The organism is Ruminococcus flavefaciens 007c, from assembly GCF_000571935.1.
Taxonomy (GTDB): domain Bacteria; phylum Bacillota; class Clostridia; order Oscillospirales; family Ruminococcaceae; genus Ruminococcus; species Ruminococcus flavefaciens_F.
On record NZ_ATAX01000008.1, the window covers coordinates 195,761 to 209,982 of the forward strand.

Annotated in this window: 7 protein-coding genes; 1 reads left to right on the forward strand and 6 read right to left on the reverse strand. The window is 46.2% G+C overall.

The annotated features are described in order from the left end of the window. Window positions 1-2: 2 nt before the first annotated feature. The gene (locus tag RF007C_RS02655) at window positions 3-2,636 is read right to left on the reverse strand and encodes a CotH kinase family protein (protein WP_037296979.1); all 2,634 of its coding nucleotides are present in this window, start codon (window positions 2,634-2,636) and stop codon (window positions 3-5) included. Window positions 2,637-2,961: 325 nt separating this feature from the next. Here RF007C_RS02655 and RF007C_RS02660 point away from each other — a divergent pair, with 325 nt between their 5' ends. Further along, window positions 2,962-4,515: an ABC-F family ATP-binding cassette domain-containing protein gene (locus RF007C_RS02660; protein ID WP_037296983.1), complete on the forward strand. Its 1,554-nt coding sequence runs from the start codon at window positions 2,962-2,964 to the stop codon at window positions 4,513-4,515. A gap of 58 nt (window positions 4,516-4,573) precedes the next feature. Here RF007C_RS02660 and RF007C_RS16245 read toward each other — a convergent pair whose 3' ends face one another. The 5 genes from RF007C_RS16245 to feoB form a co-directional block, all read right to left on the reverse strand. Continuing rightward, entirely contained in the window at window positions 4,574-6,523 is a 1,950-nt protein-coding gene (locus RF007C_RS16245) for a serpin family protein (protein WP_051456485.1), read from the reverse strand. Window positions 6,524-6,711: 188 nt separating this feature from the next. Further along, on the reverse strand, window positions 6,712-9,588 hold the full coding sequence (locus tag RF007C_RS02670) for a leucine-rich repeat protein (protein WP_037296986.1): 2,877 nt from the start codon (window positions 9,586-9,588) through the stop codon (window positions 6,712-6,714). A gap of 139 nt (window positions 9,589-9,727) precedes the next feature. Then, window positions 9,728-11,449 (reverse strand): leucine-rich repeat protein, encoded by a 1,722-nt coding sequence (locus RF007C_RS02675; RefSeq protein WP_037296989.1) that lies wholly within the window; start codon window positions 11,447-11,449, stop codon window positions 9,728-9,730. 99 nt (window positions 11,450-11,548) lie between these two features. Further along, window positions 11,549-11,680: a FeoB-associated Cys-rich membrane protein gene (locus RF007C_RS17175; protein WP_152537133.1), complete on the reverse strand. Its 132-nt coding sequence runs from the start codon at window positions 11,678-11,680 to the stop codon at window positions 11,549-11,551. Further along, entirely contained in the window at window positions 11,680-14,028 is a 2,349-nt protein-coding gene (gene feoB / locus RF007C_RS02680; protein WP_037296993.1) for a ferrous iron transport protein B, read from the reverse strand. Before feoB ends, RF007C_RS17175 begins: the two co-directional genes overlap by 1 nt. Between the last annotated feature and the right edge of the window lie 194 nt (window positions 14,029-14,222).

A 14,222-nucleotide genomic window follows, 5' to 3' on the forward strand; every position in this document is an offset into this window, starting at 1 on the left:
TATTAATCGTTCAATATCGCTCTGCGCAGGCAGACAAGATCGAATATATCAGCAGACTGATCTTCATTCATATCAGCAAGTATGAACTGCATCCTGCTTATTTCTTCTCCGCCGCGGAGATATTTGCTCATCAGGACCAGATCGGCTACGTTCACCGTTCCGTCCATATTGAAATCTCCCAGCTGATACTCTGCCATTTTGAAGTTGCATACTAGCGATACTGCTTTATCGGCTGTAACGGTTATAGTCGCCGAATCGGAATTGACATCTCCCGACCAGCCTTCAAATGTATACCACTTATCAGGCTTGGCTGTGATAGTTACTTTCTTGCCGTTCTCAAATGAACCCGTCCATACATTGCCGGAAAAATCAGCATCCTCCGAGTCAACAACAAGGGCTCCGCTTCCCTGCTCTGTTACGGTAACAGTGGCAGCTTCCTTTGATATGCCGAGATAATTCTGCATATTCTCCACAGCATACTTTGCACGTTCTTTGAAGTATGTGCGCATGGATTCCATTTCATCGTGATAATACTTTCTCTGCTCCGCCATGAAGGTATCAATGTCTGAAACAGGCTTTCCGTCGTTCCAGCGCCATGCAGACATGGTCATATAGTCCATGTACCTGTTTTCCTCGTCATCAAGCTCTTCAACCATCTTTGACGACTCGAATACGGAATAGGCGTATGAATAGAATTTATCCGCAAACTCCTGCTTGAATTCGGGGTTATCCAGAAGCTTGGCAAATATGATCGTCGGTATCGAGTCCTTAACGCCGTCCATTTTTCTGAAGCTGTCGTGCTGATATGACTCAACTCCGCCGAAGTCCTGATATGTAAGTCCCAGAGAGTAGTCAAAATCAAATGCACCGAATCTCCATTTGCCGTCACTGTACGGATTTCCTTCAATCGCCTCGCCGTTGTATCTCCACATGAAGTAATTGTAGTTGGGCCAGTCCCATGTGCCTACATACAGACCTGTACAGTAGCAGTCAATAATACTTTCGATGTCCACCCTGGAAGTGACATATTCATAGTTTTCGGGAACAGAAAGGTCATTATCACGGCAGAAGTCACCCAGTCTCTGAAGATTCAGAGGTTCATCATCGGGACCTTCCTCAAGCTCACCGTTTTTGATCAGTGTAACATTTTCGGAAGGGACGCCGTAATTTGACTGTATGTAGTAATCCGAAGCTTTTTCTGTTATCTCATACATTCCCCAGAGCTCACCGTCAATGAACAGCATACATCTGTCGCTGTTATAGGTGGCAAGTGCAGGCAGATCGCGCAGCGAGGAATTCACCACGCGCTCTCTCAGTCTGTCCACCCATGAAACAGCTCTGAGGCCGAATGAGTCGTAACGTTTTATGGAACTGCCGTCAAAAGCGGAATAATTGTCGTATATGAGCTTATAGTCCAGCTTTGAGCTGCCGTATTCGCTCCTTGCATACAGATTGAAGTTCTTTGCCTTGCTGTATCTGGAGGAAGCTCCTCTTATACGTATGCCCATTTTCTGATTGAAGCCAAGGTTTCCGCCTTCAAAGAACATAATATCAGCCTCGCGCTCCCAATCCTTTCCCGTTCCCAGGAAATTGGCGATCTCCTGCGAGGATACTGCATTTTCCTCCTCATCAGGAGTGTTCTTCCAGTCAACATACTGCTGACCTGCAACATATATTCCCTTCTCCTTGCCGAACAGGTTGTCGGGATCCGTAACCAGGGATACCACGGGTATCCTTGAATAGTATGAAAGCTTTTCGGCGTCCATTACAAAATATGTCTTTGAGGAAACTTGGCTGAACGTACCGTCTTCCGATCTTGCCGCTGCCCTGACGATCGTCGCCTTGTCAAATTTTTCAGGGTTTGCTTCATACTTCGGGCTGAGTGTAACAGAGTACGGGCTGTCCTCTCCGTACTGATACTTGCTGTAAACATTTTCGTCTGAACTTCTGTCATACATCGGTATAGCCCCGCTGTAGATCTCGGCAGTATCTGAGGTCGTGGGATCGGAACCGTCAAGAGTGTAGTATACCGTATCCTCCGAGGTTATTGTGAGCTCCTTTACGTCGTCAACGCTGTAAAAGCCCGATTCCAGCGAGAATACAGGCTCGGCAGGCGCAATGTGATTATCGAAAGCAGGCGTGGGCATCATTACCGCAAAACTGCCGTCCGATGTGAGGCCGAACGTCTCGTCCTCCTCAAGGGCGGGTATCTCAAGCTTCTGAAGCTCTTCTCCCTCAGGCGTTGAAAGGATAAGAGTCTCACCGGATTTGCTGAGACCGAAGCCTGTGTTGAGCTCTGTCTGTCCTTCGGCGTTCTTATCGGCAACTATCACAAGATATTCGCCTTTCTTTATAACAGTATCTGACGGGAACACGTACTTCAAAGGCTTATCAGCCTTGTCCGAAAGGCCGAAGCCTGTCAGATCGATATCATGGCTGCCGCCGTTATAAAGCTCTATCCAGTCGGGAGAACTGCCGAGGCTGTCTTTGAAGCTGTTTTTGTTCTGGGTGCAGACTTCGCTTATATAAAGTCCGTCCGTCCCCTCTTCAGCCACAGCAAAGGGCGCACCGCAGTGCAGTGAAGTCACTGTAAGTATTGCTGCTGTAATACCGGCCGCTTTTTTGATCAAGTTCATAAAAACCCCTCTCTCTGTTTTTAATAACAAATCTTATTATAGCGCATTATTCGCAAGATTTCAACATTTTTTTTAGTAACTTCATTACCGGATTTTTCGTCATATTTCTGTCAGAGCTGTAAAATAACGCTGATGCGTTGATTACCCGATGTCTCCCCGCAGATAATATTTTTGAATTTCAGCAAATCTGCCCTGAAAAACATGAGCTTTCCCGAAAAAACACTCCTTCGTTCCCGCGGAGAGCTTTTTTATTATTCGTACTTTACACCGCTCCTGTGTTTATGGTATAATATAAAGCACGACAGTAAAAACCGGAGGATAAAAAATGAGCATACTCAATGTTGAACACGTTACGCACGGCTTTGGTGCGAGACAGATACTTAACGACGCTTCCTTCCGCCTTCTGAAGGGCGAGCACGTGGGACTAGTGGGAGCCAACGGCGAAGGGAAATCCACCTTCCTGAATATCATCACGGGCAAGCTTCAGCCCGATGAGGGTAAAATAGAATGGTGCAGACACATAACCACAGGCTATCTCGATCAGTACAGCACTCTTTCCAAGGGAAAGACCATACGTGATGTGCTGCGCGAGGCCTTCGACCATCTCTCCGAGCTCGAAGCCGAGATGCTTACCCTTTATGAGAAGATGTCGGACTGCTCAGAGGATGAGATGAACTCTCTCATGGAGGAAGTCGGCGAAATACAGAGCATTCTCGATTACAGCGGATATTACACCATCGATGCCAAGATATCCGAATACGCCAACGGTCTCGGACTCAACGAGATAGGCCTTGACAGAGACGTTGCAGAGCTTTCGGGCGGACAGCGTGCAAAGGTGCTCCTTGCAAAGGTACTCCTTGAAAATCCCATGATACTCATACTGGACGAGCCTACCAACTTCCTTGACGAGAACCATATCAGGTGGCTGACAAATTTCCTTCAGAACTACGAAAATGCTTTCATACTGGTGTCCCATGACGTGCCCTTTATGAACAGTGTCATAAACGTGGTATACCACGTTGAAAATGCCGTTATGACCAGATATACCGGTGATTACGACAACTTCACAAGAATGTATGAGCTGAAAAAGAAGCAGCTGGAACAGGCTTACGAAAAGCAGCAGAAGGAGATAGCCGACCTGGAGGACTTCATAGCACGCAACAAGGCAAGAGTAGCTACTACGAACATGGCAAAGTCCCGCCAGAAGAAGCTGGACAAAATGGACAAGATAACTCTTATGCGCGAAAAGCCAAAGCCCACCTTCTCATTCAGAAAGGCACGTACTCCCGGACGTGTCGTCATAGACTGCAAGAATGTAGTTCTGGGCTATGACGAGCCCCTCACAAAGCCCATCTCAGTCAAGGTGGAAAACGGTCAGAAAATAGCCATACGCGGAGTAAACGGCATAGGAAAATCCACTCTGCTGAAGACGCTCCTGAAGATAATACCGCCCATATCGGGCTATGTTGAGCACGACCAGTTCGTGGAATACGGCTATTTCGAGCAGGAGGAGGAAAGCACCTCAAAGACTGCCCTTGATGTGATATGGGAGGAATATCCCTCCATGACCAATGCTGAGGTACGTGCTGCCCTTGCTCAGTGCGGTCTCACCACGGAGCATATCACCTCCCAGATGAGAGTGCTCTCGGGCGGCGAGAACGCAAAGGTGAGAATATGCAGGATAATGCTGAAGGAGGTCAATCTGCTGGTGCTTGACGAGCCTACCAACCACCTCGATGTTGACGCGAAGGAGTCCCTTAAAAAGGCCATTAAGGACTACAAGGGAACCGTCCTCATCGTCAGCCATGAACCTGAGTTCTACATGGATATTGCCGATAATATCTGGAATATAGAAGAATGGTCCACAAAAATAATATAACGCAAACGCCCGGAAGCATTTTCATCACTGCTTCCGGGCTGTTTTTTATATTCCCTGCTTATTTATCTTCGATCTGTGTGGCTGCGCCAATGAACAGAGGTACATTGTTCCTGTCAACGATCATATATACGAAAGGTCTTTCAAGCTCAATGTATACCTCCTTCTTTTCGATAGGAGCCGCTGCTCCCGCACCCATGACAACAGCCGTTGCAGCTGCTGCCTTTGTGCCCTTTTCGGTCACCTCGATCTTTGTCTTGTGTAAAACATCATCTATATAGAGCGGAAGTGCTCCGGGAACCGAAAGATCGTTTATCTTCGAGAAGTCAGCTTCAGCTATCGAGAAGGCCTTTTCCATGCCCATGGCAGGAAGTATCTCCTTCAGCGACTTGCTGTAATTATACTTGAACTTCGGGATCATTACATACAGATCCACGGTGTCAGGATCCTCATACTCCCTGAGTCCCTCTTCAAGAGTCTTTCCGTCAAGGCCTGCAATATAATCCTGAATGGAAATATCCTCATGGGGAAGTATGCCGACAAAGCTGTATTCTCCACCCTTATAAGGCTTCTTGAAGGCATCGGCGTTGCCAAGATCAAAGTACTGATACTCCTGACTGTTCATTTTACTGATAGGATGCTTTTCACCTTTAAGATCAGTAAATTCGCCTTCCCTGGTAATGAGATAGGGCCTTGACCAATCCGCCTCAAAATAGAGGGTATTGATAAGCATCATCATAGCATTATCAGGAACGTTGGCTTTGGTTATAAGTGTAGGTATCATACCTCTTGTGTTCTTGTTTACCCAGCTGTTAACGTCCTTGACTATGCTGTCATCGAAGGAACTCTTGTATATCTCGGAATTGTAGAACTTCTTATTCTTTTCGAGGAACTCGTCATATACCTTGAATGTGGGATCGTCCCTAAACCATATGGAATCGGAAAGATAGACCTTTTCCTTTTCATTATCGGGAAGATTGCTGATATAATAGGCCATATACTCGTTCAGATCATCTATAGTCAAACTGCCGCCAAGGACCTTTTCCATTTCCTTGCGTGTCTCGCCGTCTGCGCCGTTGGCAGTCATTGACAGAGCTGCCGATATGGAAAGAGGAGATATGAGCAGATTTTCCTCTCCCGGCTTTTCGGGATCAAAGCATTTTTTCATTACCTCAACGCCGAAATCCATCTCTGCCGAGGCAAAGGCCTTATCTGTCTCAACGCCTTCCGAAGCCAGCACATCCACGGTGTTGTCAAGTCGTATACTTCCTATATTTGAGGTGCCGTTGAATTCCTTGGCTTTGCCCAGAGTAAAATCCACTACCTGGCGGAGATCATCGGCTGTTATCTCGGTATCAAGATCTATATCCGCATTGAGGAACTCAGATTCGCTGAGCTTATACGAAAGAGTTCCTGCGATATATTGCTTATACGTTACCACATCGAATGAGTCGATAACACCGTCGTCATTTATATCGCCGTAGATATGCTCAAAGGGATCCTTTACCGACAGTATCCTGCTGACATTATAAGTATTATCACTGCTGCTTCCGTAGTATCCTCTGTATTCCATCATATCTTCATACAATTCGGGAGCTGCAAATTTAATGTCTATCCTTGATTCATTCTTTATCTTTTTCGCCAGCTCATAGGTCTGCTCTCTGTATTGCTCATACTCCGGATCTCCGGCTGAATTCTCCAGCTCGATTTCTATCGTCTTCATATTATCGTAACTGAACCAGCTGTTTCCTTCGTAAGGTATAAGATCGATGTAAACACATGTCAAATAAATGGTCTTATAAGCGTTCACATTGTAAATGTATGCATCTTTGAACTCATATTCATACATTCCTGTTTCCGCATTGAAGCTGACATGGTTGTATTCATCCGTCTTTTCTCCTGCGGCGGTAAGCGATGAGGTAAACGGCTTTATACAGCCTGCATAGCTCCAGACCAGCGCAGCGCTCATAATGCCTGCCGCGGCACGTTTCAGTATTTTTTTGTTAAGCATGATAACACTCCTCTCATGTTGCAGTTATACGAACTTTATATTATAAGTATAGTTCTTTATTTCACGTTTGTCAATAAAAACTATCAATTTACGATAAAAAAACTCCCGGCGTGGCCGCAAAAAAGGCTGTATGACTCGGTCATACAGCCTTTTTACAGTATTTATGGTCTCATATACTCTGAAAAGCCTTATTCAACAAGCTTCCTGCGGTAAATGATAACATCGAATACATCAACACTTCCGTCGCCGTTGAGATCGGCCGACTTGAACTGCTTCTCCGTGAACTGATATGTTCCGTGGAGATACCTGTTAAGGATGACCAGATCGCCTACATTCAATACAGCGTCTCCGTTGATATCGCCGTTCTTGTATGCGGAATCAGCGTCTATGACCTCAAACTTCCTGCCGTACATCTTGGCATATGCCTCGGCAGTAGAGCCTGCATATCCGTGGATAACAACATCATCAAGTTCGTCCTCGTCATAGTATCCGTAACGCTCTGAAACCGTCCTTGTCAGTTCCGTAATGGTCACTGATGCACGATATGCCTGTACATCAGCCGGATCTCTGGAAAGCACTGACACATATTTTGCAGGTATGGTATTCTCGCCTGAACATATCTGACAGTTGCGGTCATAGATGTAAATATCCTTCATGAATTTAGCGTTCTTGAATTCATCGAAGTCAATGACGGAGGAGTACACGTCAGCTCTTTCCATTTTGTTATATTTTCCATTTGCCATCTCCCAGCCGACCTTCTTAACGCTCTTCGGGAAAACCGTGTCTGAATAGAGATCTACCGTTGCGATACCCTCGGTATCTTCTCTGATAACAAGCCTTTCGCCGCTTGCCTCCGTCTGAACCAGCCATTTTCCGATGTAGATGCCGCCTTTTTCATGCTCTGCGGCAGGCACCATATCGAATGCGTTATTGCCGATCTGCTCAACACTGTCGGGTATGGAAATATCAGTAAGGAGACTGCACATACCGAAAACGCCGTTTCCGATAGTATCCAGAGTTTCCGGAAGCTTAACGCTTGCAAGCTTCTGTGAGCAGGCAAAGGCAGAGTCCTTTATTATCTCTGTTCCCTCTGGGATAACGATCTTCTCGACATTTTTAAGAGCCCAGCCTGCATATCTGTCAATGATCCTTACACTATCGGGGATAACGATCTCCCCGGAGTTATAAAAGCACGGTATCTTCACAAGCTTTTTCATATCCTTGCTGTATACGATGCCGTCCACAGAACAGATATAGGGATTATCCTCGCTGACATCGAAATACATGATATTATTCTCGCTGGCGGAGTAACTGTCTTCAACAGTCTTTACCGTTTTAGGCAGATGTACCGTAAACTTTGCAAATGTATCCGCATCTGTATAGTCACGGAAGCCCGTTACGGGAACGCCCTTTATCTCCTCGGGGATAGTAATATCAGACTTGAGCTTTCCGCCGTCCGTAAGAACAGCCTCTGCGGCCGCGCCGCCGTATATCCTGTACTGGATGCCGTTTCCCTCAAAGATCTCGGGGCCTACAGCAGCTGAAGCAGGCACAAAAGCCGAGAAGCATCTCCTGTACTTAATTGCATAATCCTCTGCCGCTGAGCCTCTGAATCCATGGATAACCGTATCGTATCTTGCTACGCCGTCCTGCTTTATGGGAGCATTATAGACCTTTTGTTTCGCATAGTACTCATCTGCGTTCTGTCCCAGCCTTTCCAAAAGCTCCTTTTCGGGATCTTCAGAATCCTCGTCAATCTCTATGAGCTCGGTGTTGATCGCCTTATGTACACTGCTTGCCGCTGAACCGGAGCTTGAAACATTTTCTTCAAAAATGTCCTTCAGACGTCCCACAGTCATCTCTTCTTCGATGTTTCTCCAGTATGCTGGGAAAGAAGAGGCGGAATCCTCGATCACACAGTCGGGATCATGTATATATACTTCTTTTATGCCGCTGCATATAAGGGATCTTTCAGGAATAGTATGGCACCAGAAATCAACTCTTTCAACGTATATACCAATACCTGTCACCATACCTTCGCCTATATACTTTACAGTGTCCGGCACAACGACGCTCCTGAGGTCAGGCGTATCCCTGAGCAGTCCCCATGCAGTTCCCACGGTACCGACTCTGATATTGGCATCTTTAATATCCGAATAAAAACGCTTGCCCTTGTTCGGGGAGTTCTTTGCCTCAACATTAAGATCAACGTCCACAGCCCAGTCACCAACATAGAGGATACCGTCTTCACTGACAGTACAGCCCGACTGATAAAAGGCTTCAACTCCGATCGCCTCAACAGCAGAAGGAATATTTATATCCTTCAGAACGGGACAGTAGCTGAATGCTCCCAGTTCTATGTACTTCAGACCTTCGGGAAGCTCGGCCTTTTCCAGTGAAGAACACCCCGTGAACGTATTTGCGCGGACATATTCCAGATCCTTGGGAAGCTTTGCGCTTTTCAGGCCTTCACAGAACATGAAGGCGTATGACCATATCTCCTTTACGCTGTCGGGGATAGTCACACTCTTTATTGAGGCACAATGAGTAAAAGCAGCCATACCAACGGACTCTACTTCATCAGGGATGACTATATCTTCCTTTTCTGTCTTTGCAGGGCAGGCTATGACCTTTTTCATGTCATTTGTATAGAGTATTCCGTCCTCCATGACAAGTGACTCATTATCCTCGGGAACAACGATCTCCTCCAGATTTTCGCAATCCATTGAGAAGCCCTCACACTCTGCCATATACTTGCCGAGGACGATCTTTCTGAGCTTCTTGCAGCCAAGAAAAGCCGAACTCTCTATACTTGTCACAGGGCAGTCCTTAACGGTATCGGGAATAGTAACTTCCTCATCGTTCACACCGCTGAAGCTTGTAAGCTCAGCCTTGCCGTTCTGTATTGTAAACGACATATTATCGACCTGTGCGTATGCTCCAACTTTTGTACCGGAAGAAACAGCAGCACTGCTGCTTACAGCCATGACAGACGCGGGAGCTGATGCAGCCGCAGACGTCAGTATCATAGAAAAAGCAGCGAGAAAAGAGATCATTTTTTTCATTTTTAAATCCTCCTATAAAACCCATTCTGAATGACCGCAGAGCAATTTCATGCCATACGGTCTGTCTGTAATTATATTTTATCACATAATGTCTGTAATTTCAATAGAAAAAGTCCCGCATACGCAGGACTTTTTGACTTTACTTTGAAAGCATTGTTATGACCATTCTTCTGAGGACACAGAGATCGAAAACATCAATGATATTATCGCCGTTAAGATCGGAATTCTCTATGCTCACGCTGCCTGTTTTCTTTCCGAGAAGGAAGCCGCTCATGCATACGATGTCAGCTGTATTTACCTCACCGTCACCGTTTGAGTCGCCTTTGACCGCGGCAGTCACCGTTGAAGTAGTCGATGTGGTGGTTGTCTTTGATGTAGTTGTAGTGGAAGTTGTAGACTTGGAAGTAGTCGATGTGGTGGTTGTTGTCTTTGATGTAGTTGTAGTGGAAGTTGTAGGCTTGGAAGTAGTCGATGTAGTGGTGGTTGTCTTCGATGTAGTTGTAGTGGAAGTTGTAGACTTGGAAGTAGTCGATGTGGTGGTTGTTGTCTTTGATGTGGTCGTAGTGGAAGTTGTCACAGGCGGCTGATCGTCGATAACCTCGAATTTAGCTTTGCTGCTTTCTGCAAATCTCTCTGCAGTAGATCCCTTATATCCTCTTACAGTAACATAATAGATAGTCTCTCCCGTATCGTGATTGTAGCCCGTAGTAAAATATGTAAGGCATCGTGAAAGAGGTGTTTTGGGATTGAGGAAGGTCATAGTTCCGCTGTAATGATATACCGTGTAAAGGGAATACAGCTCCATATCCTTCAGTGTAGCAGGAAAGGTAAGATCATTAAGGTGGTTGAAATAAAATGCCAGCGGACCTATCTTTTCCGTACCATCAGGGACCACATATGCACCGTCCTCATTTTTCCTCTCGGGATATTTCAGCAAAGTCTTCAGATCCTTTGAGAACATTACGCCGTCAACGTCGGTATACTCCGGATTATCCTTGCTTACATATATATCCCTGAGGTAATAGAGCCATTCGATGAACCTGTAATCGTCAGTATATGTTGACGGAACAGTTATAGCCGTTATCTTCTTGCAGTTGATAAAGGCGTCTCTGTCTATACTTGTTACCCCCTCAGGGATAACATAGTTATCGCTTTCGGTATAGCAGGCCACGTGTACGAGCTTTGTATGCTCCTCGTTCATTACAGCGCCGTTTACCATATCAAACCAAGGGTTATCCTCTGCAACATCCAGACTTGTACAATACGGAGCATTCAGTGCGCAGGAGCCTATCTCACGGACATTTTTCGGGATATACAGCTCCTCTATCAGGCTTCCCTGAAATGCACTGATAGCGATCACCTCAACAGATTCGGGGATATTGATATGCTTCAGCCAGCCGTCACGTGCATGGGCTGAATTGGCGATTATCTTTACACCGTCGGGTATAGTCAGAGTGTCCTCGTCCAGTCTGTATTCTCCGATATAGCCTATATCCGTCATGGAATGGGTGCATATCAGGCAGTCGTTGATAACAGCGAAGTTCTTATTGTCATCTGCAATGGAGAATTTTCTGGAAGAAGAAAGACTGAGCTTTGTATTGTAATTCCAGTCCGTTACGGGAAGTCCCTCTATCTCGGCAGGGATAACAACAGGCTCGGAACCGCTCTTTATACCGTCAAGCTCGATATGATCTGCATAGATATTGTACTTGAATATGTCGTTCTCACCCTGAGTAAAGGTTACGGCAGCACCGTCATCGGCAGCTGCTGCGATAACTGTATCGGATACTCCGACGGGCTGTAAAGCTCCTGCCAGCAAAGAAACGGCAAGAAAAGATGCAATGTATTTTCTGATTTTCATGATAAACCTCCATTTATTCCCTATACCGGGAGCTTTATTAATATTTTATACTTATTATAGCACATTTTTTAGATAATTGCAAGCAAAAACGGGAGTCCCTCAGGATCTCCCGTTTCTGTAAGAGCAGCCGCAGCAGCCCTTTCCCTTTATTTTATTGCGTATACATACAGTCACAGCTGCGGTAAATGCAGCAGCAATGACCGCAATAAGTACGATATCGATAATATTCATCATGCTGCTCCTATCATCATGCCTATAAGCCTTACTGCAACGGCAGCAGCCCATGCAATGCCGCACTGCCATAACACTACCGCCAAAGCCCATTTTTTTCCGAGCTCTCTTTTTATGGAGGCAACTGCCGCCACGCAGGGAGTATACAGCAGAGAGAATACCAGCAGAGAAGCTGCTGTCAGTGATGTCATGGAAGCCTTGACTCCGCCGCCGTAAAGAATCTCAAGTGTGGAAACTACGCTTTCCTTGGCCATGAAGCCGCTTACCAGAGAAACCACTATCCGCCAGTCCCCCAGTCCTGCGGGCTTCATAAGAGGAGCCGCCAGCCCCGCCGCCTTGGCAAGTATACTGTCCTCGGCATTTTCCACAATATTGAGTTTAAGGTCGAAATTCTGCAAAAACCATACGCATATGGTAGCAATGAGTATTACTGTAAAAGCTCTCTGAAGGAAGTCCTTTGCCTTTTCCCAGAGCAGCTGTCCCACATTTCTGGCGCCGGGAAGACGATAATTGGGAAGCTCCATAACAAAAGGCACTGCTTCTCCTCTGAAAAGGACGCCCTTGTAAAGACAGGCAGCAAGAATACCCATGACTATGCCGAGGAGATAAAGTCCTATCATTATCAGTCCGCCTCTTTTCGGAAAGAAAGCATTCACAAAGAAGGCGTATATGGGAAGCTTTGCGGTACAGCTCATGAACGGAGTAAGGAGTATGGTCATTTTTCTGTCTCTCTCACTGGGAAGAGTCCTTGTGGCCATTACCGCAGGCACGGAGCATCCGAAGCCTATGAGCATGGGAACTATACTTCTTCCCGAAAGACCTATCTTACGCAAGAGCTTATCCATAAAGAAGGCAACGCGGGCGATATATCCGCTGTCCTCAAGCATGGAAAGGAAGAAGAACAGGGTGACGATTATCGGCAGGAAGCTGAGAACGCTTCCCACTCCCGCAAAGATACCGTCTATGATAAGGCTGTGTATGGTATCGTTCACATGAGCATTTACAAGAGCCCTGTCCGTTATCCCGGTAAGCTTACCGATACCGCTCTCCATGAGCCCCTGCATCCATGCACCGATAACATTGAAGGTCAGCCAGAACACCAGTCCCATGATACATATAAAGGCAGGTATCGCAGTGTATTTTCCGGTGAGAACACTGTCTATCCTGCGGCTTCTTATATGCTCCTTACTCTCGTGAGGCTTGGTGACAGCCTCATCGCAGAGCCTCTGTATAAAGGAAAAACGCATATCCGCAATAGCCGCGCTCCTGTCCAGTCCCCTTTCCTTTTCCAGCTGCATTACGATATGGTCTATCATTTCCTCCTCGTTTTTATCCAGATCAAGCTGGGAAATAATGAGATGATCGTTTTCTATGACCTTGCAGGCTGCAAAACGTATGGGAAGTCCCGATTTCTCGGCGTGATCCTCAATAAGGTGGCATATACCGTGTATGCAGCGGTGAACTGCTCCGCCGTTTCGTGATTTGCCGCAGAAATCAGTCTCTACGGGACATTCCTGATACTTTGCCACATGGAGGGCGTGTTCTATGAGCTCCTCGATACCCTCATTTTTCGCAGCAGAGATTGGTACGACAGGCACTCCGAGCAGATGCTCCATACGGTTTACGTCTATGCCTCCGCCGTTGGCAGAAAGCTCATCCATCATATTCAGAGCAACTACCATGGGGACATTCATTTCTATGAGCTGCATCGTAAGATAAAGATTGCGCTCTATATTTGTAACATCAACGATATTGATTATAGCATGGGGCTTTTCATCCAGCACGAAATTCCTCGATACTATCTCCTCGCTGGTATACGGGGACATGGAGTATATACCAGGAAGATCCGTGATAACGGTATCATCATGTCCCTTTATGGCACCGTCCTTCCTGTCCACGGTAACTCCGGGAAAGTTTCCCACGTGCTGCTTTGAACCAGTCAGCCTGTTGAAAAGCGTTGTTTTCCCACAGTTCTGGTTGCCGACAAGAGCAAATTTCATGGTAGTGCCTTCAGGCAGCGGAGTACCGTCGCCCTTGACATGGAATTTGCCTCCCTCGCCCAGTCCGGGGTGAGCTATTTTCTTTTTCTCGGGCTTTTTTGCGGAAAGGCTCTCCTTTTCTGCAACAGGCTCTGTCTCTATCTGCTCGGCGTCCGCAAGGCGCAGGGTGAGCTCATAGCCGTGGAGCCTAAGCTCCACAGGATCACCCATAGGCGCGTATTTCACCAAGGTTATCTCCGTCCCCGGGATAATGCCCATATCAAGGAAGTGCTGACGAAGGGCTCCGTTTCCGCCAAGACTTACTACCTTAACGGTCTGACCTATCTTAGCTTCTTTTAAAGTTGACATTTCTTTCACCTTTATTCTGAATATACTTATCTCATTTTCAAGTTAATTCTATCACATAAACAGGTCAGTTGCAACAACATCGGCAGCAAAAGGAATAACTTCTACCTTTTGAACAAAAATAATCAGAACAATATTGTTACCGTGGTATAACTTTATATCATATATAGTCAATCAACAGCTATACGGCGAAAAAG

Excerpts from the sequence above, each read along its gene's own strand:
- RF007C_RS02655 (WP_037296979.1), bottom strand. The coding sequence starts at position 2,636 with ATGAACTTGATCAAAAAAGCGGCCGGTATTACAGCAGCAATACTTACA.
- RF007C_RS02660 (WP_037296983.1), top strand. The coding sequence starts at position 2,962 with ATGAGCATACTCAATGTTGAACACGTTACGCACGGCTTTGGTGCGAGA.
- RF007C_RS16245 (WP_051456485.1), bottom strand. The coding sequence starts at position 6,523 with ATGCTTAACAAAAAAATACTGAAACGTGCCGCGGCAGGCATTATGAGC.
- RF007C_RS02670 (WP_037296986.1), bottom strand. The coding sequence starts at position 9,588 with ATGAAAAAAATGATCTCTTTTCTCGCTGCTTTTTCTATGATACTGACG.
- RF007C_RS02675 (WP_037296989.1), bottom strand. The coding sequence starts at position 11,449 with ATGAAAATCAGAAAATACATTGCATCTTTTCTTGCCGTTTCTTTGCTG.
- RF007C_RS17175 (WP_152537133.1), bottom strand. The coding sequence starts at position 11,680 with ATGAATATTATCGATATCGTACTTATTGCGGTCATTGCTGCTGCATTT.
- feoB (WP_037296993.1), bottom strand. The coding sequence starts at position 14,028 with ATGTCAACTTTAAAAGAAGCTAAGATAGGTCAGACCGTTAAGGTAGTA.